Below are 22877 nucleotides of genomic sequence, written 5' to 3' on the forward strand. Positions count from 1 at the left end.
CAACAATCACTTTTTTGACCTGAGACCCCAGCCAGTTTCTCAAGTTCTGTGGACTGGAGCTCTCGACACAGCAGTCTGGTCAATATCGAGGCCAGACCCGCCTTTCCAAGTTCGGCAACGCTCGGCTGCGCCGCACTCTATGGATCGCCGGGCAAATCGCGATCCGTCAGCATGAGAACGGCTTCCGGCACAAGTTCGAACGCTACATCGCGAGAGATCACGACAATTCAGATCTGCGCCGCAAGGCGATGACCGCTATTCCCGCCAAGATGGCGCGTGTCGTACACGCAGTCGTCAAAGGCGGTTCCGATTACCGGCCCTTCCTTGAGGGGCGGGTGCCAGGAGGCAGAACCTCTGTCAGCTAGGGCCGTGAGGGCATCGCTGCGATGACCCTGTAGATAATGTTTGGGTCTTCCACCTGGATCAGAAGCTCGTGTTGAGGACGGTGAGGGCCGCTATCAGCGTACCCTGTGTTTGCTATGGACGATACCTTTTCCGTTGCGGTGGAAGTGGCCTGGTTCGACCACGCAACTTGACCAACGTCACCGTGCGAGAGCATGCTGGCGAACAGAGAGACTTTGGCTGTCCCCTCCATTTCCTTCCGCTCTTAGGACGTAGTGCATTCCTTGATTCACACGATAAGGATGCCCCATCAAAGCCTCGGATCAAACATGTAATGCACCGCGCTAAGCTAGCAACACTCATCGCATTGCCGATTGTCACGTTGCAAAAGCTCCGGCCTTCAATCCGAGCCGAAGGCACTTTTCTCGCATCGCAAATTGTCTAATTGGCAGTTTCAGGGTGCTGCCCGTGCTGCCGTCGCAGGGTGTTGCGGCTGCAGGCGAGCCCACTTCATATTTCAAGGGCGCAAGCTCAGAGGACGAAACAACCAAGCCCTGCTCGACAAGTTCGGCACACGCCGCCGACAGATCCAGGATGTGCCAAAAGAGGGCCACGCTGTTGTCCTTTGTTCGGCTGTTGGAGTGGGGCGCGTGTATGAAGCCGGTTTGTTTCCGCTGTTGGCGCGTGTACTTCATACACGGCTGGCACCCAGCTCCACCACCAACGCTTGAACCTTGTCTTTCCATTCGCCGGCACGATAACCGAAGTCGCGAAAGAACGCGTCCGAGTTGAGCTCCGAATTTGCCGGACGCGCCGCTTTGGCCGGCCACTGGTCGCTGCCAACCGGCTCGACCGCAGCCGAAGGTCCGCCAAGCGAAGCGCTGACCGCAAACACATGGCTCGCCAGGTCGTACCAGCTTGCTCGGCCTTGGCCGGCGAGATGGTAGAGGCCGCTGGGAAAGCCACCTTCGCGGCGCCGGACCATTGCCGCCGCCAAAAGGCCATCGGCAAGGTCATGGGCTTCGGTCGGGTTGCCGAACTGATCGGCCACGACCTTAAGGCGATCGCGCGTCGTCGCCAATGATAACATCGTCTTGACGAAATTGCGGCCGTAGCGGCTGACCACCCAGGCGGTGCGGACGACCAGGTGATCCGGATTGCCAGAACGAACGGCGTCTTCGCCGGCAAGTTTGCTGCGGCCGTAGACCGTCTGCGGATTGGGCTGGTCGGTCTCCACATAGGGGCGCGTCGAAGTGCCGTCAAAGACGTAGTCGGTGGAAACATGGACGATCGGAATGCTGGCAAGCCTGGTCAGCCGCGCCAATTCGGCCGGTGCCTCGGCGTTGATGCGAAAGGCACGTTCGGGCTCATCTTCCTGCTGGTCGACGCCGGTATGTGCCGCCGCATTGATCACCATGTCGGGGGCGACCGAGTTCAGGACCGGAGCGAAGGTCGCCGGGTTCTCAAGATCGAGATCGGGGCGGCCGACCAGCACGATCTCGACCTGGCCCTTTGCCTGCTCCGCAAGCGAACGGGCCAGTTGGCCCGACGTTCCTGTGACCAGAATCTTCACTTGGCGCCGACCAGTCCCTGGCGGCTCCCGTCGAAGCGCTGTTCGCGGATCGGCCGCCACCACCAGCCATTGGCCAGATACCAGTCGATGGTCCGGGCAAGGCCGGTCTCGAAGGTTTCCTCAGGCGTCCAGCCGAGCTCGTGCTCGCTCTTGGTCGGGTCGATGGCGTAGCGCCGGTCGTGGCCCGGGCGGTCGGTGACGTAGGCGATCAGGTCGAGATGCGACTGACCGCCCGTCCTTGGCCGGCGCGCGTCGAGCAAGGTGCAGATGGTTTGAACGACCTCGAGATTGGTGCGCTCGGCGCGGCCGCCGATATTGTAGCTCTCGCCGACCCGGCCTTTGGTCATCACCGCTTCCAGCGCCCTGGCGTGATCTTCGACAAACAGCCAGTCGCGCACATTGGCACCCTTGCCATAGACCGGCAGCGGCTGCTCATCCAGCGCATTGGCAATGACCAGCGGGATCAGCTTTTCGGGGAAATGATAGGGCCCGTAATTGTTCGAGCAGTTGGACAGCACCACCGGCAGCCCGTAGGTCTCGTGCCAGGCGCGGACGAAATGATCGGATGCCGCCTTCGACGCCGAATAAGGCGATGACGGCTTGTAGGGCGATTCCTCGGTGAAGACGCCGGAATCGAACGGCAGGTCGCCAAAAACCTCGTCCGTCGAAACGTGGTGGAAGCGGAAACGCCGGCGCGCCTCCTCGCTAAGGCTGCGCCAATGGTCGAGGACGGCCGACAGCAAGCTGGCGGTGCCGACGACATTGGTGGTGACAAAGGCCATCGGCCCGTCGATCGAGCGGTCGACATGGCTTTCGGCCGCCAGATGCATCACCAACTCGACCTTCTCGTCGGCCAGGATCTGGCGCACCGTGTCGGTGTCGCAGATGTCGGCGTGGTAAAAGGCATAATTGGGATTGCCTTCGAGATCACGCAGCGACGTCAGGTTGCCGGCATAGGTCAGCTTGTCGAGATTGACGACACGGTATTTGCCAGTGCCAACCAGGTGGCGGCAGACCGCCGAGCCGATGAAACCGGCACCGCCGGTGACCAAAACAGTTTGGAGAGCGTGCTTCACGAATGGACAAATCCGGTTTCGACTTCAGCCAGCAAGGGCGCCGCAGCATCCTTCGCCGACAGGATCATTTCAGCTGTTGGCACCGGCCAGTCAATGGCGATGTCGGGATCGTCGAAGCGGATCGAGCGGTCATGCGGCTGCGAATAAGGTGCTGATACCTTGTAGACGACCTCGGTGTCGGGCTCGAGCGTGACAAAGCCATGCGCGAAGCCCTTGGGCACCAGGATCTGGTTCCACTGCTTGTCCGACAGCGTCAGCCCGACCCATTTGCCATAGCTGGGCGAGCCCTTGCGGATATCGACAGCGACATCGAAGATCGCGCCGCGCAGCACCCGCACCAGCTTGTCCTGGGCAAAGGGCGGCGTCTGGAAATGCAAGCCGCGCATGACCCCGCGCGCACGCGAGAACGACTGGTTGTCCTGGACGAAGTCGACGGTGATACCAGCTTGAGCCAATTTCTCGGCGTTCCATGTCTCGGAAAAGAAGCCGCGTTCGTCCTCGAATTTGGCTGGCCGGATCTCCAAGACGCCGTCCAGGCCAAGTTTGCGCACTTCAACCATGGCTGATTTCCCTGACCCGCCGTTCGAGATAACGCGCATACTCGGTCTTGCCGAGCGAGGCGGCCCGGCGCAGCACCTCTTCATCGGTCAGCCAGCCCAGTTCAAAGCCGATCTCTTCGGGACACATGATCTTGATACCCTGGCGATGTTCAATCGTGCGTACGAAAGACGAGGCGTCGTGCAGGCTGTCATGGGTGCCGGTGTCGAGCCAGGCATAACCGCGGCCCAGGCGGACGACGTGCAGCTTGCCCTGGTCGAGATAGGTGCGATTGACGTCGGTGATCTCAAGCTCGCCACGCGGCGACGGCTTGATCGACGCGGCGATGTCGATGACCGAGTTATCGTAGAAATAAAGCCCGGTGACCGCCCAGTTCGACTTCGGCTCGGTCGGCTTTTCTTCGATCGTCAGCGCCTGCTGGGTCGCCTTGTCGAAACTCACGACACCGTAGCGCTGCGGGTCCTCGACCTGATAGGCAAACACCGAAGCGCCGCTTTCGCGGCCCACAGCGGTGCGGCAGCGCTCCGAAAGCCCGTCGCCGTAAAAGATATTGTCGCCCAGGATCAGCGCCACCGGGCTTGTGCCGACAAACTTGCGCCCGATGATGAAGGCCTCGGCCAGGCCGTTGGGCGAGGGCTGCTCGGCATAAAAAAACGACACGCCAAAGGCCGATCCGTCGCCCAGAAGCTGCTGGAACTGCGGCAGGTCGCGCGGCGTCGAAATGATCAGGATGTCACGGATACCCGCCAGCATCAAAACGCCAAGCGGATAATAGATCATCGGCTTGTCGTAGATTGGCAATATCTGCTTTGAGACCGCAAGCGTGGCTGGGTAGAGTCGCGTGCCGCTACCACCGGCTAGTATGATGCCCTTCAAAGTAGCAAATCCTGTATATCAGTGGGTAGAATCAACCGTTTTGCAAACTGCACGTCAAACGGAGGATACCAATGACGGGTATCTAGCCGAGCTTCATCCTACAATTTTTGACATTTGATTTTGAAGTGTAATTTTATGTGATGGTCTACTGAATCGTGCGCGACCGAACATGTTGAACGGTTTGTTCCACTGGCCCCGATAGACCTTGGTGTATTCGAAGGGCAACCGGCGCTGCATCGAGCAGCTCTCTTGTTCCAACCGATCGAGCAAACCTAGCAAACGCATTGCGCGCGCCATCAACAGTCAGTTGCCCATCTCGCGCCGCATGGCAGGCACGCAAGGCCGTTTTGTAGACTGGACCGACTGCTCTTAAGCACCTGTGGAAAGACCGTTGTATGAATGTGCAGCCGCGCCGCGCCAATAAGCCAAGCGCCGCGACTGGTGCGCACCAGGATAGCGCCTTCATTCTCCAGTAGGGCAGGTGTTTGGAATGACCTCAAAAACAAACGTGGAAATGGTTTCCAATTCGCGATTTGTTCCGGTGCTTTTAGCGTGTTCCGGCAGTGCTGGTTGGAAACCGATGGCGTTGATTTTACTGCGCTTTTCAGCCTGACCGGTTTCTCTTAATCAGTGGGTCCCAGGTTCGATCCCTGTCGCAGTAACTCTTCTGCCTAAGTGACAATCCGCTGTGACCGTCATTTCAACCAGATGAATCCGCGCAGGCGTCCAGAAATCCAGCCTTTCGTCAGGTGAGCGTGCGGCTGGAGCTAACTCCTATGGCATCATGGCGTTCTGGGCGGGAACAGTGCGAACCGGCAGGCGCACTGTGGGGGCACGGAAAATGGCGGCCTGGGGCCGCCACTTCAGGCTTCTCGCCCACCCTCAGATGCGAAACGACCAAAACAGGCAAGCCAGGGTGGCGATGGCGAAGATGGCGAAGAACAGGCTGCGCAAAAGGACATTGCGTCGGAGTTCGTTCATGGCCAGGTGACAGCCGACGATTGCCAGGACGAACAGGAAGCGCCAGTCGAGCAAAGCCCATGGCGCGCTTGTCTGTCCGAAGGCCCAGCGCGCGGCGAGACTGCCGACGATGGTCGCAAACAGTGCGACGACAACCCAATGGATCGTATCCGCGGCGTTGAGCAGGACAACACTTGCGGCCTTGAGCGGCAGGATCATCATCAGCATGGCGGCAGAGAAGTAGATCGCCGCCAGGGGCAGGAACGTGTCGGCGTTGGCGATGGCGTCCAGCCGCTTCACGCCGGTGATGCCGAGCGGATAGCCGTGCCGCGCCACAGCAAGGCTGAGTGCCATCAGCAGCGCCGTCAGCACGGCGACGAGGGCAAAAGAAGTGGCTGCCTTGTTCATGATGGTCCCAATGCATGGCGAATCGGCTTGCACCTTGCGTAGCGCAGCAAAATCGGGATTTCCAATGATGAGATTCAGTGGGGTCAGCGGTGGCGATCGGAGTTGGTCAGTGCCGTCGCTTACCCCGCGTGGGCAGTGCGCAGCGAGTGGCGGGACAAGCCTGTTCGATGCACGGACGACCGGGCCTGGCGCTATTGGCCGACCCGCCTTGTTGTTGCTGCGCGATCGCCCGATTCATGCCGAATTGCCGAGGCATCTCAATGGCCGAAGGGACTCGGCGATCACGCACCACCAGGCGCGATGGATCGATTATGGCCACCGCGCATTGTAGGCGAGGTGGGGACCACATTTTTTGGAGAGATTGGCGATGAAGAAACTGGTTTTGAGTCTTGCACTGCTGGTGCCGCTGGCGGCCTGTTCGCAGACGCAGCAGGGTGCAGCCATTGGCGGCCTTGGCGGTGCGGCGATCGGCAGTGCCGTTGCCGCCCCCGGAAATCGTACCGAAGGCGCGCTCGTGGGCGGTGCCGTGGGTGCCGTCGCCGGAGGCCTGATCGGCCGGGCGAACGAACCTAACCAGTGCCGATTCCGTGATCGTTATGGCCGTACCTACGTCGCGGCTTGCCCGCGCGGCGGCTATTACTGAGCCGGCTAGCCGTTTTTCATGGCATCCCGGAGGTGCTGACGCGCCTTCGGGATGTTTTTTTGACCAGCTTTCAGAGAGCGTGTCGCCGCAGTCGCAATTCTCCGAGGAACCGGCGTTTCGCTTTATCTCTTTGTTTTCAAAAGTGTAATCACAACGTCTTGCGGCAACCTGCAGCGTTTCGCTTTTGAATTGCGCGGTCTGTGAGGGAAAAAATGCTCCGGGTGGCCTGACCGGCGGCAAAGCCGTTCCACAATCTTGCCAAAATTAGCAATCGACAAAGTCTATTATTTTTATAGACTAACGGCATGATGGAGATTGCGATGGCACAGACCCAGTATCTCTCACACGGCCGGCCCGCGCAGAGCGCGGCTTCGACCGTCAAGCCGGTGGCATTTGCCCAGCTTGCGTCCTACCTCATCTTCACGGTGTCGTTCGGCTTCACCGTGGCGATGGTCGTTGGACTGGTCCACTAGCAGTTCTGATTGGCGCTGGAAGTGGCGTCATGTTCTCTCAACCCAACTGAAGAAGGCTATTGCGAGTAGCGCGTGAACCGGCGTGGGCGGCGCCAATAACTGTTCCTGACAAGATGAAGGAGTTTGCGATGCAGATCGACTTCACCCATTGCCCGGGCGGCACAGCCGACAGCGACGAACTTCATAGTTCATTCTTCTCCGATACCGCAGTTGCGGTCCAGCAACTCAGATTGCTTGAACAATCCGGTTTCGACCGGGTCATGATAGATGACATGGGCGGCCTGCTTGCCAATATGGACCTGGCATCGCTGGCGTTGCGCAGCACCCGATTGATCGCCGTCCTGGCCTCGCATTGGCCGGGCATCGTGGCACCTGTCGTTGCAGCCCGACAGTTTGCGGCGCTTGGCCAGCTTGGCTCCGGCCGGTTGGCGTTGCGCGTGCCGCCAAGCCGCGACCTGCGCGAGACAAATGACGATAGCGGCCTGGTCGCTACGCTGGGGCGGACGGACGAATATCTGACGCTGCTCAAGCGGCTGTGGAGCAATGCCCGACCCTTCGACCATGAAGGTTTGTTCTATCGCATCCATGGCGGCTTTGTGCCGATGAAGGCGGTCGACGGCGCTGCCATTGAGCTGCAGCTCGGCGGATTGTCTGGTACGGCGCTCAAAATCGCCGGCCGTCACGCCGACCGGTTCGAGCTGCCGGTAGGCGGGTTCGAGGACACAGGCCGGCTGATCGAGCGTGTTCGGGTCGCGGCCGATCCATTTGGTCGCGCGCAGCGCATTGGCTTTTCCTTGCCAGTGTATGTCGGCGAAGGCATCCAGGCATGGCAGCTTGGCGGCGCGCCGGAACAGATGGTCTCGGCGCTGGCAGGCTTTGTCGAGCTCGGCGTGACCGACTTCATCGTTCACGGTCTCGATGACGCCGATGCGATCGAGACATTCGGGCGCCAGGTCATTCCGCCGTTGCGCAAGGCCTTCAGGCGGCACGAGCCAGCGCCAGCGCACCGCCGCAACCGGCCAATGGTGCTTCGTCGGGTCGTCTGAGGTGATGGACGCGCCTCAGGCGTGGTGCAAGGCTTCGCTCAGGATGTCGTCATTGGCGGCGTCGCGCACCTGGGCGAGGCTGCGGTTGTCGAGCACGCCGGCGATGGCCTGGCGCACCTCGAGCATCATGTGCCTGATCTGGCAGGTGGCCTCGTCGCAGTCGTCGCAGGGCTGGTATTGGGTGCGGCTGGCGCAAGGGATTGGCGCCAGGGGGCCGTCGAGCACGCGCACGACATGGCCGATCTTGATCTCGCTGGCGGACTTGGCGAGGCGGTAGCCGCCGTCCTTGCCCTTGCGGCTCTGGACGAATCCGGCATTGCGCAGTTCGCCCAGGATGGCGTCGAGAAACTTTTTCGGGATCTTGTTGGCGGTTGCAATGTCGCCGACGAAGGCGAGCTGGCCGGCCGGCAGTTGGGACAGGTAGACGAGGGCCTTGAGGCCGTATTTGCCTTTTTTAGTCAGCATGGTGAACGCGTGTCATCGGCTTTCGGCTGCTTGTCGCAGCGTGAGGTTGCTTGCCGAGGATAACGATTCGTCCCCATCGCATTCCGGCCTTCACCAGAGATAAATTCCACAGACTTGATATACAAGCCGAAACACGTTGATTTTCCGTAAGTTTTGCGGGTCTTGAGGCTGATTCAGCCCGCTGCGTAGACTCGGGCCCGCTCGATGGTGATGACGCCCTGTTCACGAGCGCTGACCTGGGTCTCGGGGGCGACGTCGAGTTCGATCGCTTCGCCCGACGCCATGACCGCAAGAATGCGCCGACCAGCAGGCCGATCGATGACCCGAGCGACGGTCGCGGGGATGCCTTCGCCTGCCGAATTCCACCCGAGATCGCTGGGGCGCAGGAAGATTTCAACCGGGCCGTCGGCGAAGCCGGGCGCGGGGATTTTGGCGTCGCCAAGTCGTGCATGGCCGCCCGAGACGGTCGCGGCAAAGCGGTTGGTGTCGCCCAGAAAATTCATGACGAAGGCCGAGGCCGGGTTGCGGCAAACGTCTTCGGGCGTGCCCTGTTGCACGATCTGGCCCTTGTCGAGGATGACGACGCGGTCGGCGAGATCGAGCGCTTCTTCCTGGTCGTGGGTAACGAACAGCGTGGTAATGCCAAGCTCCTGATGGATCTCGCGCAACCAGCGGCGCAGGTCGCGGCGCACATTGGCGTCGAGCGCGCCAAAAGGTTCGTCGAGCAAAAGCACCTTGGGATCGACGGCCAGCGCACGGGCAAGGGCGACGCGCTGGCGCTGGCCGCCCGAGATCTGGCCGGGGAAACGTTCCCCCAGGCCGTCGAGCTGGACCAGTCGCAAAAGCTCGGCGACGCGGGTGTCGATGGCGGCCTTGTCGCGGCGGATCTTGGAAACCTTCATGCCGAAGGCGATGTTCTCCGCCACCGTCATATGCGGAAACAGCGCGTAATGCTGGAAGACGAAACCGACGCCACGGTCGCGCACCGGAATGTCGGTGGCGTCTTCGTCGCCGAAATAGATGTGACCGGCATCGGCATATTCGAGGCCCGCGACCATGCGCAGGATGGTGGTCTTTCCCGATCCGGAAGGGCCGAGCAGGGCGACGAGTTCGCCGCTTTCGATCTCCAGTGAAACGCCGCGTACGGCATGGAAGGTCTCGAAGTTCTTCGCGACATTGTCGAGGCGGATTTTCATGACGAAACCTCAGCGGAAACGGTTTTTGGAGCGGCAATCGGTGCTGCAAGCGCGGGGCGGCGGCGGGCACGGCCCGCGCCCTGGCGTTCAAGCAGGACCTTGGCGATGAGTGTGACTACAGCGAGCAGCGCCAGGATGGAGGCGGCGGCGAAGGCGCCAGCCGTCTGGTAGTCGTGGTAGAGCAGCTCGATATGCAGCGGCAGCGTGTTGGTCTGGCCGCGGATGTTGCCCGAGACGACCGAGACCGCACCAAATTCGCCCATGACGCGGGCGTTGCACAGCACCACGCCATAGAGCAGGGCCCAGCGGATGTTGGGCAGGGTGACGGAGAAGAAAGTGCGCCAGCCCGACGCGCCGAGCGAGGTGGCTGCTTCTTCCAGATCGCGCCCTTGCGCCTGCATCAGCGGGATCAGCTCGCGGGCGACAAAGGGTGCAGTGACGAACATCGAGGCCAGCACGATGCCGGGCAGGGCGAACAGAATCTTGATATCGGCGGATTCGAGCGCTGGTCCGAACAGACCCTGCAGGCCGTAGACGAAGAGATAGGCGACACCGGCGACAATCGGCGAGATCGAGAACGGAATCTCGATGACGACAAGCAGGAAGCGGCGGCCCCGGAAGTCGAACTTGGTCATCGCCCAGGCGGCGGCGACGCCGAAGGCGGTGTTAATTGGCACGGCAATCAGTGCAGTGACGACTGTAAGCCAGATGGCGTGCAGCGTGTCGGGATGGGCGATCGCGGCGGCATAGACCTTGATGCCTTGCGAAAACGCCTGGTAGCCGATGACGGCCAGGGGGGCGATGATGACGATGGCGACCAGCGTCAGCACGATGCCGATCAGGGCGCGGCGGAAGGCTGGTGCGTCGCCGACACGAGGCGGGCGGCCTTTGATGGAAGCGCTCATCTCAGCCCCTCGCCGTGTAGCGCAGGGCGCGCGCCTGCAGGATGTTGGTGATGGCAAGCATCAGGAAGGCAGTGATGAGCAGCACCGAGGCAATCGCCGCGGCGGCCTGGTAGTCGTATTCCTCAAGCCTGATGAAGGCGAGGAGTGCCGTGATCTCGGTGGACATCGGCTGGTTGCCGGCAATGAAGATGATGGCGCCGAACTCGCCGAGGCTACGGGCGAAGGACAAGGACAGGCCGGCGAGCAAGGCGGGCGCCAACAGCGGCAGGATGACCCGCAGGAAGATCGAGCGGTCGCTTCCGCCGAGTGTTTGGGCGGCTTCCTCAAGTGCTGGGTCGAGGTCTTCCAGCACCGGCTGTACCGTGCGGACGATGAAGGGCAGGCTGGTGAATGCCATGGCGACCATGATGCCGAGCGGGGTGTAGGCGACCTTGATGCCGGCTTGAGCAAGGACCGAGCCGAACCAGCCGTTTTCTGCAAACAGCGTGGTTAGCGCTATGCCGGCAACTGCCGTGGGCAGGGCGAAGGGCAGGTCGACGAGCGCGTCGACGATGCGGCGGCCAGGGAAGCGGTAGCGCACCAGCACCCAGGCGAGCCCCATGCCGAAGACGAGATTGAACGCGGTGGCGGCGAGTGCCGAAAGGGCCGTGACGCGGTAGCTCGCAACCGCACGCGGCGAGGAGACGATGCGCCAATAATCCTCGAAACCGAGGCTGGCCGCCTTGAAGACGAGCGCGCCGAGCGGCAGCACGACGATGATCGAGACGTAGACGAGGGTTATCCCCAGCGCCAGGGGAAACCCTGGCAGAATGCGGCGCGCCACTGAAATGCCTTCCTGGATACATCAATGCGGAAAGCCGGCATGGCCGGCTCTCCAATTCTCAACAACAATGGGTGGCGAGGGTCAACGTTCGCCGTAGATCTGGTCGAGCAGGCCGCCCGAACCGAAATGCTCCTTCTGGACCTTGTCCCAGCCGCCGAAGACGTCCTCGACGGTGACCAGGCGAACCTCAGGGAACTGGTCCTTGAATTCGGCAGCGACGGCGGGCTCGTGGACGCGGTTGCCGTGCTGGGCGGCAATGCGCTGTCCCTCAGGCGTATACAGGAAGTCGAGATAGGACTTGGCAAGGTCGCGCGAGCCGCGCTTGTCGACCACCTTGTCGACGATGGCGACAGGGAATTCGGCAAGCAGGCTGACCGAGGGGATGACGCTTTCGACCTTGTCGGTACCGTATTCCTTGGCGATCGAGCGGGTCTCGGCCTCGAAGGTGATCAGCACGTCGCCGATGTTGCGCTCGACGAAGGTCGTGGTGGCGGCGCGGCCGCCGGTATCGAATACCGGCACGTTGTCGAACAGCTTGGTCACGAATTCCTTCACCTTGGCGTCGTCGCCCTTGAAGGCTTCCTTGGCGTAGGCGGTTGCCGCGAGATAGGTGTAGCGCGCATTGCCCGAGGTCTTGGGGTTCGGGAAGATCACCTTGACGTCGTCGCGGACCAGATCCGACCAGTCCTTGATGTTCTTGGGGTTGCCGGCGCGGACGAGGAAGGATGGCAGCGAATAGAAGGGCGAGGCCTGGTTGGCGAAGTCCTTCTTCCAGTCGTCTGATACAAAGCCGTTCTTGACCAGGAAGTCGATGTCGGTGACCTGATTGAAGGTGACGACGTCGGCCTCAAGCCCCTCGACGATGGCGCGCGCCTGTTTGGAAGTGCCGGCATGTGACTGGTCGACTGACACACCCGGGTTCTTGGCGATGAACGCCGCGTTCTCGGCGGCGAACAGCTCGCGGGCGACGTCATAGGAGGCATTGAGCAGCTTGTCTGCGGCATTGGCCTGCAGCGGGCCGGCGAGGATGGCGGCAAGCGCTGCACCAACGAGTAGGAAGCGTTTCATGGGGGCATTCTCCTGAGACAAGCGGCAAATGGCTAAAGTAGGCCGCAAGATAGTCGGGAGGTTGCGTTCGCGGGAGGCAGAGGCAAGTTGCCTCGGCCACGGGATGGAGATTTTTTGTCTCCTTTCAGAGCTTCAGAAGAAATCATTTTCCATCTCGACAGTCGTGTCCCTGTCGAACCGGAAAATCCCGACTATTTGTCTGTGACGCCTGCTTCGGCAAAACTGGCCATGCGGGCGTGGCATTCGAGCGCCGAGCGCACGATGTTGACCGCCAGGCAAGCGCCCGAGCCTTCACCAAGCCGCATGCCCATATCGAGCAGGGGCGAAAGCGAAAGCGCTTCGAGAAGCTGGCGGTGACCGGCTTCGGCGGAGACATGTGCGGAAAGGGTGTGGGCAAGGCCTTGGGGGTGCAATTTCGCGAGCGGAGCAGCAGCTGCGGTGACGACGAAACCGTCGAGCAGGACGGGCACGCCAAGGTGACGCGCGGCGAGCGTGGCGCCCAAGATCGCGGCGAGTTCGCGGCCACCGAGTGCTGCGGCAACAGCCAACGGATCGGCGAGGCTCGCGGCGTGGCGAGCAAGGCCAGCGTCGATGGCGGCGAATTTGCGCGACAGGCCCGAATCGTCGACGCCTGTGCCACGGCCGGCCCAATCGCGGCCGGTGCCGCCGAAGAGTGCCGCAGCTATTGCCGCCGCAGGAGTCGTGTTGCCGATGCCCATTTCGCCGAAGCAGATCAGATCGAGGTCCTCGTCGACCGCTTCATAGCCGGTGGCAACGGCGGCGAGGAACTCCGCCTCGTTCATCGCAACGTCTTGCGTGAAGTCGCCGGTGGGGTGGTTGAGGTCGAGCGGGATCACCGACAGCTCGGCGCCGGCAAGGCGGGCGAGCTGATTGATGGCGGCACCGCCGCCAGCAAAATTCGCCACCATCTGCACCGTCACCTCGGAGGGATAGGCTGAAACGCCCTGGGCGGTCACGCCATGGTTGCCGGCAAAGACAATGACCTTGACCCGGTCGAGCCTCGGCATGTCGCGACCCTGCCAGCGCGCCAGCCATGCGGCGATGGTTTCGAGCTTGCCGAGACTGCCGCGCGGCTTGGTCAGCGTGTCCTGACGGCTAGCCACGGCCTGCGCGGCGGCATCGCTGCCGGCGGGCAGAGCGGTGCAGGCTGCGCGCAATTCATCGAGCGATTTGAAGGCCATGGCTGCGAGTACTCCTGATATGAATCAAGCCAAGATGGCGGAAGCGGCGAAAAGCAACGTGATCTCGGCGAGTTGCTGGATGGCGCCGATGGTGTCGCCGCTCTGGCCGCCGATCTGGGCGAGGCAGAGTTTTCGAAATGCGACAAACAGCAGTGCCAGACAAATGGCCGCAACGACCGCGCCCTTGAGGCCGAGCAGCAGCAACGCCACAGCGCCGATGGCGAGGGCAGTCAGGACAACACTGTCGGAGAGGGTGCCGACACCGGCCGACAAGCCGTCGATACGAGCTTGTGGCAACATCTGCATGAAGGCCGGGATGAGCGCGCGCGAGGCGACATGGGCGACGACGAGGCCAGTAAAGACATGGCCAGGCGTGGCCAGATCGGCAATCGCGCTCCAGCGCGCGAGGATCGACAGTGCCAACGCGCAGGCGCCATAGGTGCCGATGCGGCTGTCGCGCATGATCTCGAGCTTGCGCTCGCGCGTGCGGCCACCGCCAAAGCCGTCCGCAGTGTCGGACAGTCCGTCCTCGTGCAGGCAGCCGGTGATCAGCATGCTTGCTGTCAAGGCAAGGGCTGCGCCGAGGCTGGGCGCGAGGCCGAGCAGCGTGGCGACGGCGTAAGCGAACCAGGCGACAACGGCGACGACCAGCCCGATCAGCGGTGCGGTCCAGATGGCGTCTGCCAATGTGCGGTCGCGCACCTCGAAATGCGGCAGCGGCAGGCGCGTGAAGAAGACCAGCCCGATGCGGAAATCGTCGAAGATTGTCTCTGGCGAGGCCATCTCAGGCCCTCGCTATGGCGTGGAAGAAAGTACCGGTGACGTAGCCGCGCCGGCCACCAAACGTGCCGAGTGGATTGCCCTGGCCGTCGGCGATGTCGCCGAGCGGCAAGTCCTCGCCTTTCTTGATCGTCTGGGCGTAATGGAATTCGTGGCCACGGATCGCGCTGCCGGCTTCACCGAGTGGACAGGCAGCGCTAAGCCGCGCCTGGCGGTAGCCAAGATTCATCTTGCGCTTGGCGAAGCTCGTGGCATGGCCGAGCAGGCCGAGCATCGGGTGGGTCGCGCCATCGGCGTCTTCGATGGTTTCGCCAAGCACCATGAAGCCGCCGCACTCGCCATGGACCGGCTTGGTTTCGGCGAAGTGACGTGTGCCGGAAAGAAAGTTCCGCGCGGCTGCGAGCCTGCCGGGGTGCAGTTCGGGATAGCCTCCGGGCAACCAGCAGACGTCGCAGGAGGCGTCTGGCGCCTGGTCGGCGAGCGGCGAGAACGGCACAAGCTCAGCCCCCATGGCGCGCCAGTGGGCGGCGACGTGCGGGTAGAGGAAGGTGAAGGCGGCGTCCTGGGCGAGGGCGATGCGCTGGCCGGGCGGCGAAAGCGCAAAGCTCTGGTCGCCTGCGCCGGGCGCGAGCGGCGTGGCGAGGGCCATGATGGCATCAAGGTCGAGCGAGCGCTCGGCCATGTCGGCGAGCTTATCGATATGGGCGAAGAGGTCGGCGTGCTCTTCGGCCTGGACGAGACCCAGATGGCGCTCCGGCAGGGAAAGCGTAGGGTCGCGTAAAATGCCGCCGACGACGGGCAGGCCAAGCGCTTCGATGGCGTCGCCGGCAAGGCGGCGGTGGCGGTCGCTGCCAAGCCGGTTGAGCACCACGCCCGAGATGCGAACCTCAGCGTCGTAGGTGGCGAAACCCTTGGCAATGGCGGCTGATGTCTGAGACTGGCCGGAGACGTCGAGCACCAAAAGCACCGGCAGGCCGTAGAGCCGGGCGAGATCGGCGGCAGCGCCCGAGCGGCCGTATGGTGCTGGAATGCCGTCGAACAGGCCCATGGCGCTTTCGATGATGACCAGGTCGGTATCGGCGGCGGCGTTCGCGGCAAGTGTGTTGAGCAGCGACGGCGGCATTGCCCAGCTGTCGAGATTGACGCCGGGCAGGCCTGTGGCCGCTTTGTGGAAGCCGGGATCGATGTAGTCAGGCCCCGATTTCGCGCCGCGCACGCGCAAGCCACGGCGCGCAAAGGCGCGCAGCAGGCCGATGGTGACGCTGGTCTTGCCCGAGCCTGAACGCGGCGCGCCGATGATCAGCCCGCGCGCCGTCATTTTTGCCCCGTGAGTTCGGCGCGTAGTGCCACGATGCCGCCGATGACGATGAGGGACGGCGAGACGATTTTCTCGCGCTTGGCGGTCTCTACCAGAGTGCCGAGCAATGCGGTCACCGTGCGCTCCTGCGGCATCGAGCCGTTTTCGACAAATGCCGCGGGTGTTTCCTCGGGCAGGCCCGCTGCCAGAAGCTCCGCCACGGTGTCCGCCATATGTGTCAGGCCCATATAGATGACGATGGGCTGGCCTGTGCGGGCAAGGGCTGCCCAGTCAGGCCGGTCGTCGCTGACTGCGGCAAAGCCGGTGGCCAGGATGATCGCGCCGTTGACGCCGCGCATGGTCGCGGGGATGCCCGCCGAGGTCAGGCCACCGAACGCCGACGTGATGCCGGAAAGCACGCGCCAGGGAATGTTCTCCCGGGTCAGCACCAGAGCTTCTTCAGCCCCACGGCCGAAGACGAAGGGGTGGCCGCCCTTGAGGCGCACGACCTTGCGGCCTTCTCGCGCCAGTTTGACCAGAAGTGCGTTGATGTCGTCCTGCGGGATCGACAGCCTGCCGCCGCGCTTGCCGACGAAGAATTTTTCGGCTTGCTCGGCAATATCAAGGATTTCGGGCGTTACCAGCGAGTCATGGACCAATGCGTCGGCCTGGGCAAGCGCCGACAGCACGTCGAGCGAGAGGCAGCCGGGATCGCCCGGACCGGCGCCGGCCAGCCAGACATGGCCGGGCTCGAGCGTCTGCGGCTCGTACTTCAAACGTGCAATGGCTTTTTCAAGACTCATGCGTGTCGCTTTCGCCGATGACGCGTAGCTTCGGCAAGCTTATAGATCGCGTCATGAATGAAGAAGATCGTCCGCTCAAGCGCGGCTGGACCACCGGTGCCTGTGCCACCGCCGCGACCAAGGCGGCGTGCATCGCCATGCAGTCGGGGCAATTCCCAGACCCGGTGGAAATCACCTTGCCGAGTGGCCAAAAGGTGGCTTTCGCGCTGGCGAAACAGGAGCGATTGGACGATGCGGCCATGGCCGGCATCGTCAAGGACGCTGGCGACGATCCCGACGTGACCCACGGCGCGCTGGTCATGAGCACGGTGCGGCCGGGTGCGCTGGGCAGCGGCGTGGTGTTCAAGGCGGGCAAGGGCGTCGGAACGGTGACGCGGCCGGGCCTGCCGATCCCGCCGGGCCAGGCGTCGATCAATCCGGTGCCGCGCAAGATGATAACAGGCGCGATCGCCGAGGTATTCGGCGAGGGCGCCGACGTCGAGGTCACAATTTCCGTCGCCGGCGGCGAGGAAATGGCGCTGAGGACGCTGAACCCGAGGCTCGGCATTCTGGGTGGTATCTCGATCCTGGGGACGACGGGCATCGTCATTCCCTATTCCTGCTCGGCGTGGATCCATTCGATCCATCGCGGCGTCGACGTGGCGCGTGCCATGGGCTTCGACCATGTCGCCGGCTCGACCGGCAACGCCTCCGAAATGGCGGTGCAGAAGTTCCATGATCTGCACGAGGTTCAACTGATCGACATGGGCGACTTCGTTGGCGGCATGCTGAAATACATCCGAGCGCACCCGGTGCCGAAGGTCACGATCGCCGGCGGCGTCGCCAAGATGACCAAGCTGTCGCAAGGCCTGCTCGATGTGCATTCGAATAGGGGCTCCGCCGATCTGGAAGGGCTGGCCGCGGTGGCCGTTGAGGCCGGAGCGGACGAGGCGCTTGCCGCGCGTATCCGGAGCGCCAACACCGTGGCCGAAGCCTTTATCGAGGCCAGAAAGGCCGGCGTCGGTATTGGCGATGCGATCGCCAAGGCGGCCTGGCGCACGGCGGCCGCTGCGCTCAACGATCCTGACATCGCGCTCGAAATCCTCGTCTTCAACCGCGAGGGAGAGCTGATGGGGCATGCGCCCTTCGCCTCGTCTCATAACCCGTCGCGGCCCCTGAAGCGGCGCTGATAGTAGGCGTCGTAGAGCGAGCTCTCGCGAAAATCCTCTGCAGCCAGCGAGGCGCCCACGAAGATGATGGCGGTGCGCTCGATCGGGTCTTTGGCCAGTTCGGCCGCGATGGTCGACAGCGTGGCGCGGATGATACGCTCGTCCGGCCATGAAGCGCGGAACACAATCGCCACCGGGCAATCCGGGCCATAGTGAGGGGTGAGCTCCGAAACGACCTGGTCGATGGCGTGGATAGCCAAGTGAACGGCTAGCGTGGCGCCGGTGCGGCCGAAGCCGGCGAGCGTTTCGCCCGGCGGCATCTTCGACGCGCGACCGGATACGCGGGTCAGCACCAGGCTCTGGGCGACTTCTGGAATGGTTAGCTCGCGCTTGAGCGCTGCAGCCGCAGCTGCGAAGGAGGGCACGCCCGGCGTCAGTGTGTAGGCGATATCGTGCTTTTCCAGCCGCCGGATCTGCTCGGCGACCGCGCTCCATACTGACAAGTCGCCGGAATGCAGGCGGGCGACGTCATGGCCGGCGGCGTGTGCGGCGACATATTCAGCTTCGATCTCGCCGAGCGACATCGGAGCGGTATCGACCAGCCTTGCGTCCTCCGGACAGTAGGACAAAAGTTCAGGCGAAACGATCGAGCCGGCATAGAGGCAGACCGGGCAGGCGGCCAGAAGCTTGCTGCCACGCACGGTGATGAGGTCGGCGGCACCGGGGCCAGCGCCGATGAAATGGACAGTCAAATGCGGGCTCCACTGATGGCGATGGCGCAGGTGGCGGGGCCTACTGCGATGCGCGGGCCAAGCAGGCTCGAATCGTCGCCGGCGGCGGCAAGGGCCGAGGCTTCCGAGACGGACGGCGTGCCTGCGGCTTCGAGAGAGGCTTGCGAGCGGCTGAGCGTGCGCGGCTCGGCAAGTTTCAGCTTCGCGTCCTCGACGACCAGCAAAGGCAGATCGAGGGTTCGTCCGGCGGCGATGATGCCTTGTTCGTCTCGCTTGAGCGCGGCAGTGGCGAGCGCTGACAGTGCGGTTACAGCGAGCCCGTGCGCTTCGAGCGCGGTTTCGATGGCGGACAAGATGTCTTCGTGCGCTGCGCCTTTGCGGCAGCCTATGCCTGCGATCATCATGGCTTCACCCAGCTCCATTGCGTGACCGGCATTGCCGGCCGCCAGCCGGTCATCGAGCCAACAGGGGCGGCGCGGGAGACTTGAAGACGAATGAGGTTACCGCCGAGCATGGCATGCCTGGCGAGCAGAAGCGTTTCCATTTCAAGCGTGACGGCATTGGCGACGAGGCGTCCGCCAGGACGCAGGGCGTCAATGGCCGCGTCGAAGACGCCCGGTTCGCTGCCGCCGCCGCCGATGAAAATCGCGTCGGGTGCGGGCAGGTCGGTGAGTGCCGCGGGGGCGGTGCCATGGACGATCGCGAGGCCGGGCACGCCACACGCCTTGGCGTTGCGGTCGATGCGGGCGGCACGTTCGGCATTGGCCTCGATGGCAATGGCGCGCAGCGAGGGATGGCAAAGCATCCATTCGATCGAGATAGAGCCGGAACCAGCACCGATGTCCCACACAAGCTCGCCCCGGCGCGGGGCAAGCGCGGATAGGGTCATGGCGCGTATTTCGCGCTTGGTGATCTGGCCGTCATGTTCGAACAGATTGTCGGCGAGGCCGCAAGCAAGCGGCAAAATGCGGGCTTCCGACGTTGATTCAATCTCAAGCGCCAAAACATTGAGTGGATTGATGTTTTGGAGATCGAAGGCTGTCGCGTTGGTTGCGCGAATTCGCTCGCTTGGACCACCAAGAGCTTCGAGCACAGTGAGTTTCGAGCTCCCAAAGCCGCTGTCTGTGAGCTGTTTCGCGAGGGCAGCCGGCGCTTCTGCGTCCGAAGTCAGTGCGAGGATGCGGGCGCTGGGCTGCAGCAGCGGGCGGATCAGCTCGATGGCGTGGCCGTGAAGCGAAATCGTCTCGATCTCCTGCAGCGCCCAGCCAAGGCGCGAAGCGGCGAGCGAAAAGGCAGAAGGGGCTGGCAGCACCCGCATTTCGCCTGATCGCACTTGACGCGATAGCGTGACGCCGACGCCATGCAGGAACGGATCGCCGGAGGCGAGCACGCAAACCTTTTGGCCACGGAGGGCGGTGACATCTAGCATTTCGTTGTCGAAAGGCGTCGGCCAGGCGTGGGCCTCGCCGTTGATCAATCCGGTTGCCAACGCAAGATGGCGCTTGCCGCCGAAGACATGGGTCGCTGCCGAGATCGCGCGCTTGGCCTCGTCGCCGAGACCCGCTACACCGTCCTCGCCGATACCGACGACCGTCAGCCATTTATCCATCGGCGTGAAATCAGCAGGCATGATGACCCACCGCATATTGATCTTGGGCGGAACCACCGAGGCGAGGCAACTGGCAGCGAAGCTCGCCACGCGCGCCGATCTCGACATCAAGCTGTCCATGGCTGGGCGCACTGAAAATCCGGTCGAGCAGCCGGTGCCGATGCGCAGCGGCGGTTTTGGTGGTGCGAAGGGCTTGGCCGAGTGGCTTGCCGCGCACAAAATCGACCTGCTGATCGATGCCACGCATCCTTATGCTGCGCGCATTTCGGCCAATGCTGCCGAGGCCGCGCGCCTGTCTGGCGTGCCGATCCTGGCACTGCGCCGCCCTGCCTGGGAGGCGGTCGCCGGCGACAACTGGACGCTGGTCGACGATTCCAACGAAGCAGTGGCTGCGCTGGGCGTAAATCCGCGCCGCGTCTTCCTGGCGCTTGGCCGGCAGGAGATCGCGCCTTTCGTGACCGCGCCCCAGCATTCCTACATCATTCGCAGCGTCGACCCGATCGAGCCGCCGCTCGGTGTGCCCGAAGCCACCTACATTCTGGCGCGCGGGCCGTTTCGGGAGGCTGACGAGCATGCCTTGCTCGAGGCGCATCGCATTGACGTCATCGTCGCCAAGAACAGCGGCGGTGCGGCCACCTATGGCAAGATCGCAGCCGCGCGGGGAATTGGGACCGAGGTGATCCTGTTCCGCAGGCCGGAACTGCCGGATGTGCCATCCGCCTCGACCGTTACCGCGCTCCTCGACCTTGTCGATCATCAGTTTGCCCCGACTGCAAAGCGCGGCGTGTAGACAAGCGGGCGCTTGCCATCGCGCTCGATGAGACGGGTCTCTGGCGAGCCGATGATGACGCAGGTCGCCATGTCGGCTTTTTCCGCAGCGGCCTCACCTAGCATGACGATTTCGATCCGTTCGTCGGGTCGGCCGGCGGCACGGCCGAAGATGACGGGCGTCGTCGCAGGCAGATGCACGCGTAGTGTCTCTAACGCGCTGGCGAGCTGCCAGGGGCGTGCCTTGCTGATCGGATTGTAGAGCGAAATGACGAAGCCGGCGGTAGCCGCCGCCACCAGCCTGCGCTCGATCAGTTCCCACGGCTTCAAATTGTTCGACAGGTTGATCGCGCAGAAATCATGGCCGAGCGGTGCGCCGACGCGGGCGGCAACTGCCAGCATGGCGGTGACGCCGGGCACGATGGCGAGGTCGATGTCGCGCCATTCCTTGGGGCCGGCTTCGATCGCCTCGCAGATTGCAGCGGCCATGGCGAAGACGCCGGGGTCGCCGCCAGAGACGACAGCAACGTTGTGGCCGGATGCTGCCATTTCCAGCGCCGCGTTGGAGCGGGAAATCTCCTCGCGGTTGTCGGAGGCGACGCGCGTCTGGTCCGGGCGCAGATCGAGGCGGTCGAGATAGGGCTTGTAGCCGTAGAAGAAGTTGGCTTCGGCAACGGCATTGGTGGCTTCCGGCGTGACCTGATCGGCATTGCCGGGGCCGAGGCCGATGACGACGAGGCGGCCGCTCATAGGTCCGCCCCCGGCTTGCCGGCCCAACCCGGTACCAGCACGATGGCGAAATAGGGTGCGGTGTCGTCGGCCTTGTCGACAAGCCGCATCGACAGCGTGTTCGGCATTGTGCCGCGCTCGACATAGATGGCGCGGTCGAGCTTGCCGGTGACGTCAAGCGCCTTGCGGATCTTGGGCAGGTTGCGGCCGACTTTCATGATGACGGCGGCGTCGGTGTCGGCGAGGCGGCGGGTCAGCTCGAACTCGCTCATGGTGCCCGGCAGCACCGACAGCACGTCGTCGCCCTGGACGATCGGCACGCCGGTCTGCGACCAGCAGCCGGACATGGCGGTGACGCCGGGGATGATTTCGGTCGGGAAGAGATGAGACAGCCGCACATGCAGATGCATGTAGGAACCATAAAACAGCGGGTCGCCCTCGGACAGGACCGCCACGGTGCGTCCCTCCTGGAGATGCGCTGCAACCGCCCGCGCTGACTCTTCATAGAAGCTTGTGATCGCCGCGCGGTAGTCGTCGTGATCCTTATCGATCTCGGTAGTGACCGGGTACAGCAGTGGCAGTTCGATGACCCCAGCGCGGAAATGCGCATCGGTGATGGTGCGGGCGTTGCCGTTGTTGCCGCGTTTGGCGAAATGGGCGATCACGTCGGCCTCGGCCAGCGCACGCACAGCCTTCAAGGTCAGCAACTCGGGATCGCCCGGGCCGGTGCCGACGCCGATGAGGCGACCTTTCTGAGCTGATGTCACAGGCCCGGCCTCGCAAGTGCGTTGAGGGCGGCGGCGGTCATGGCACTGCCGCCGAGGCGGCCACGCACGATGGCATAAGGCACGCCGTAGGAGTTTTCGGCCAGCGCGTCCTTTGATTCTGCAGCCCCAACGAAGCCGACCGGCATGCCGATGATGGCGGCAGGCTTGGGCGCACCGTCACGCAGCTTTTCAAGCAGATAAAACAGCGCGGTCGGTGCGTTGCCGATGGCTATGACCGAGCCGGCCATCTTATCGCCCCAGAGGTCGATGGCGGCGGCGGAACGGGTGTTGCCGAGTTTTTGCGCGATTTCGGCTGTTTGCGGGTCGCGCAGCGTACAGATCACCTCGTTGTCTGAGGGCAGGCGGGCCCGGGTGACGCCGCGCGCCACCATCTCTGCGTCGCAAAAGATCGGTGCGCCGGCCTTGAGGGCTGCGCTCGCTGCGGACACGAAGTTTTCGGAGAAGACGAAATGTTCAGCCGCCTCGACCAGGCCGCAAGCGTGGATCATGCGCACGGCGACATCGGCTTCCTCTTCGGAAAAGCGCGAGAGGTTGGCCTCCGAGCGGATGATGGCGAAGGATCGCTCGTAGATGGCCATGCCATCGTGGATGTAGTCGTAGGCGGCCATGG

Annotated in this window: 27 protein-coding genes and 1 pseudogene; 6 read left to right on the forward strand and 22 right to left on the reverse strand. The window is 63.3% G+C overall.

Going from position 1 to position 22877, the window contains the following annotated elements:
- Positions 1 to 32: 32 nt before the first annotated feature.
- Positions 33 to 390, forward strand: a pseudogene (locus tag AC1DLV_RS08500) (transposase); the annotation flags it as partial.
- A gap of 329 nt (positions 391 to 719) precedes the next feature.
- On the opposite strand, the gene AC1DLV_RS08505 reads toward AC1DLV_RS08500, so the two are convergent.
- The 7 genes from AC1DLV_RS08505 to AC1DLV_RS08535 form a co-directional block, all read right to left on the reverse strand.
- Positions 720 to 1037 (reverse strand): hypothetical protein, encoded by a 318-nt coding sequence (locus AC1DLV_RS08505; protein ID WP_476799116.1) that lies wholly within the window; start codon positions 1035 to 1037, stop codon positions 720 to 722.
- Complete coding sequence (gene rfbD, locus AC1DLV_RS08510) at positions 1034 to 1915, reverse strand: dTDP-4-dehydrorhamnose reductase (RefSeq protein WP_476799117.1); 882 nt, start codon at positions 1913 to 1915, stop codon at positions 1034 to 1036. The genes AC1DLV_RS08505 and rfbD overlap by 4 nt, the downstream gene beginning before the upstream one ends.
- Positions 1912 to 2991 carry a dTDP-glucose 4,6-dehydratase gene (gene rfbB / locus AC1DLV_RS08515; protein WP_476799118.1) on the reverse strand — a complete coding sequence of 360 codons (1080 nt, stop codon included), beginning with the start codon at positions 2989 to 2991 and terminating at the stop codon, positions 1912 to 1914. Before rfbB ends, rfbD begins: the two co-directional genes overlap by 4 nt.
- Entirely contained in the window at positions 2988 to 3551 is a 564-nt protein-coding gene (gene rfbC / locus AC1DLV_RS08520; protein WP_476799119.1) for a dTDP-4-dehydrorhamnose 3,5-epimerase, read from the reverse strand. Before rfbC ends, rfbB begins: the two co-directional genes overlap by 4 nt.
- A complete protein-coding gene (gene rfbA, locus AC1DLV_RS08525) occupies positions 3544 to 4425 on the reverse strand; it encodes a glucose-1-phosphate thymidylyltransferase RfbA (RefSeq protein ID WP_476799120.1) in 882 nt (293 codons plus the stop codon). The genes rfbC and rfbA overlap by 8 nt, the downstream gene beginning before the upstream one ends.
- 145 nt (positions 4426 to 4570) lie before the next feature.
- The gene (locus tag AC1DLV_RS08530) at positions 4571 to 4891 is read right to left on the reverse strand and encodes a DUF982 domain-containing protein (protein ID WP_476799121.1); all 321 of its coding nucleotides are present in this window, start codon (positions 4889 to 4891) and stop codon (positions 4571 to 4573) included.
- Positions 4892 to 5307: 416 nt separating this feature from the next.
- Positions 5308 to 5793: a hypothetical protein gene (locus AC1DLV_RS08535; protein ID WP_476799122.1), complete on the reverse strand. Its 486-nt coding sequence runs from the start codon at positions 5791 to 5793 to the stop codon at positions 5308 to 5310.
- A gap of 367 nt (positions 5794 to 6160) precedes the next feature.
- On the opposite strand from AC1DLV_RS08535, the gene AC1DLV_RS08540 reads away from it, so the two are divergent.
- From AC1DLV_RS08540 to AC1DLV_RS08550, 3 genes are all read left to right on the forward strand, one after another.
- A complete protein-coding gene (locus AC1DLV_RS08540; protein WP_476799123.1) occupies positions 6161 to 6436 on the forward strand; it encodes a glycine zipper domain-containing protein in 276 nt (91 codons plus the stop codon).
- Positions 6437 to 6756: 320 nt separating this feature from the next.
- The gene (locus AC1DLV_RS08545) at positions 6757 to 6909 is read left to right on the forward strand and encodes a hypothetical protein (RefSeq protein WP_476799124.1); all 153 of its coding nucleotides are present in this window, start codon (positions 6757 to 6759) and stop codon (positions 6907 to 6909) included.
- 128 nt (positions 6910 to 7037) lie between these two features.
- The gene (locus AC1DLV_RS08550; RefSeq protein WP_476799125.1) at positions 7038 to 7955 is read left to right on the forward strand and encodes an LLM class flavin-dependent oxidoreductase; all 918 of its coding nucleotides are present in this window, start codon (positions 7038 to 7040) and stop codon (positions 7953 to 7955) included.
- A gap of 15 nt (positions 7956 to 7970) precedes the next feature.
- Here the strand turns inward: AC1DLV_RS08550 and AC1DLV_RS08555 are convergent, their stop codons facing one another.
- The 9 genes from AC1DLV_RS08555 to cobA all read right to left on the reverse strand — a co-directional run bounded on the left by AC1DLV_RS08555 (position 7971) and on the right by cobA (position 16494).
- Entirely contained in the window at positions 7971 to 8420 is a 450-nt protein-coding gene (locus AC1DLV_RS08555) for an RrF2 family transcriptional regulator (RefSeq protein ID WP_476784842.1), read from the reverse strand.
- 173 nt (positions 8421 to 8593) lie between these two features.
- Positions 8594 to 9616 carry a sulfate/molybdate ABC transporter ATP-binding protein gene (locus AC1DLV_RS08560; RefSeq protein ID WP_476799126.1) on the reverse strand — a complete coding sequence of 341 codons (1023 nt, stop codon included), beginning with the start codon at positions 9614 to 9616 and terminating at the stop codon, positions 8594 to 8596.
- The gene (cysW, locus tag AC1DLV_RS08565; protein ID WP_476799127.1) at positions 9613 to 10521 is read right to left on the reverse strand and encodes a sulfate ABC transporter permease subunit CysW; all 909 of its coding nucleotides are present in this window, start codon (positions 10519 to 10521) and stop codon (positions 9613 to 9615) included. The genes AC1DLV_RS08560 and cysW overlap by 4 nt, the downstream gene beginning before the upstream one ends.
- 1 nt (position 10522) lies before the next feature.
- Positions 10523 to 11344 carry a sulfate ABC transporter permease subunit CysT gene (cysT, locus tag AC1DLV_RS08570; protein WP_476799128.1) on the reverse strand — a complete coding sequence of 274 codons (822 nt, stop codon included), beginning with the start codon at positions 11342 to 11344 and terminating at the stop codon, positions 10523 to 10525.
- 81 nt (positions 11345 to 11425) lie between these two features.
- Entirely contained in the window at positions 11426 to 12412 is a 987-nt protein-coding gene (locus tag AC1DLV_RS08575; protein ID WP_476799129.1) for a sulfate ABC transporter substrate-binding protein, read from the reverse strand.
- 191 nt (positions 12413 to 12603) lie between these two features.
- The gene (gene cobT, locus AC1DLV_RS08580) at positions 12604 to 13614 is read right to left on the reverse strand and encodes a nicotinate-nucleotide--dimethylbenzimidazole phosphoribosyltransferase (protein WP_476799130.1); all 1011 of its coding nucleotides are present in this window, start codon (positions 13612 to 13614) and stop codon (positions 12604 to 12606) included.
- 24 nt (positions 13615 to 13638) lie between these two features.
- Complete coding sequence (cobS, locus tag AC1DLV_RS08585; protein WP_476799131.1) at positions 13639 to 14397, reverse strand: adenosylcobinamide-GDP ribazoletransferase; 759 nt, start codon at positions 14395 to 14397, stop codon at positions 13639 to 13641.
- Between the two features lies 1 nt (position 14398).
- Complete coding sequence (locus tag AC1DLV_RS08590) at positions 14399 to 15712, reverse strand: cobyrinate a,c-diamide synthase (RefSeq protein WP_476799132.1); 1314 nt, start codon at positions 15710 to 15712, stop codon at positions 14399 to 14401.
- On the reverse strand, positions 15709 to 16494 hold the full coding sequence (gene cobA / locus AC1DLV_RS08595; RefSeq protein WP_476799133.1) for a uroporphyrinogen-III C-methyltransferase: 786 nt from the start codon (positions 16492 to 16494) through the stop codon (positions 15709 to 15711). Before cobA ends, AC1DLV_RS08590 begins: the two co-directional genes overlap by 4 nt.
- A 53-nt stretch (positions 16495 to 16547) precedes the next feature.
- On the opposite strand from cobA, the gene AC1DLV_RS08600 reads away from it, so the two are divergent.
- Positions 16548 to 17663: a cobalt-precorrin-5B (C(1))-methyltransferase gene (locus AC1DLV_RS08600; protein ID WP_476799134.1), complete on the forward strand. Its 1116-nt coding sequence runs from the start codon at positions 16548 to 16550 to the stop codon at positions 17661 to 17663.
- Here AC1DLV_RS08600 and cobM read toward each other — a convergent pair.
- The 3 genes from cobM to cbiE are packed head-to-tail and all read right to left on the reverse strand — an operon-like array spanning position 17630 to position 20003.
- Entirely contained in the window at positions 17630 to 18394 is a 765-nt protein-coding gene (cobM, locus tag AC1DLV_RS08605) for a precorrin-4 C(11)-methyltransferase (RefSeq protein WP_476799135.1), read from the reverse strand. The two genes, AC1DLV_RS08600 and cobM, sit on opposite strands and share 34 nt — an antisense overlap.
- Positions 18391 to 18777: a cobalamin biosynthesis protein gene (locus tag AC1DLV_RS08610; RefSeq protein ID WP_476799136.1), complete on the reverse strand. Its 387-nt coding sequence runs from the start codon at positions 18775 to 18777 to the stop codon at positions 18391 to 18393. Before AC1DLV_RS08610 ends, cobM begins: the two co-directional genes overlap by 4 nt.
- On the reverse strand, positions 18774 to 20003 hold the full coding sequence (cbiE, locus tag AC1DLV_RS08615; RefSeq protein WP_476799137.1) for a precorrin-6y C5,15-methyltransferase (decarboxylating) subunit CbiE: 1230 nt from the start codon (positions 20001 to 20003) through the stop codon (positions 18774 to 18776). Before cbiE ends, AC1DLV_RS08610 begins: the two co-directional genes overlap by 4 nt.
- A 1-nt stretch (position 20004) precedes the next feature.
- On the opposite strand from cbiE, the gene AC1DLV_RS08620 reads away from it, so the two are divergent.
- A complete protein-coding gene (locus AC1DLV_RS08620) occupies positions 20005 to 20772 on the forward strand; it encodes a cobalt-precorrin-6A reductase (protein WP_476799138.1) in 768 nt (255 codons plus the stop codon).
- Here the strand turns inward: AC1DLV_RS08620 and AC1DLV_RS08625 are convergent.
- The 3 genes from AC1DLV_RS08625 to AC1DLV_RS08635 are packed head-to-tail and all read right to left on the reverse strand — an operon-like array spanning position 20739 to position 22875.
- Entirely contained in the window at positions 20739 to 21500 is a 762-nt protein-coding gene (locus tag AC1DLV_RS08625; RefSeq protein ID WP_476799139.1) for a precorrin-3B C(17)-methyltransferase, read from the reverse strand. The genes AC1DLV_RS08620 and AC1DLV_RS08625 overlap by 34 nt on opposite strands.
- Complete coding sequence (locus tag AC1DLV_RS08630; RefSeq protein WP_476799140.1) at positions 21497 to 22246, reverse strand: precorrin-2 C(20)-methyltransferase; 750 nt, start codon at positions 22244 to 22246, stop codon at positions 21497 to 21499. The genes AC1DLV_RS08625 and AC1DLV_RS08630 overlap by 4 nt, the downstream gene beginning before the upstream one ends.
- Positions 22243 to 22875, reverse strand: a complete 633-nt coding sequence (locus tag AC1DLV_RS08635; protein ID WP_476799141.1) for a precorrin-8X methylmutase — start codon at positions 22873 to 22875, stop codon at positions 22243 to 22245. The genes AC1DLV_RS08630 and AC1DLV_RS08635 overlap by 4 nt, the downstream gene beginning before the upstream one ends.
- Between the last annotated feature and the right edge of the window lie 2 nt (positions 22876 to 22877).

It is taken from the genome of Aminobacter sp. 01T433 (assembly GCF_056398585.1).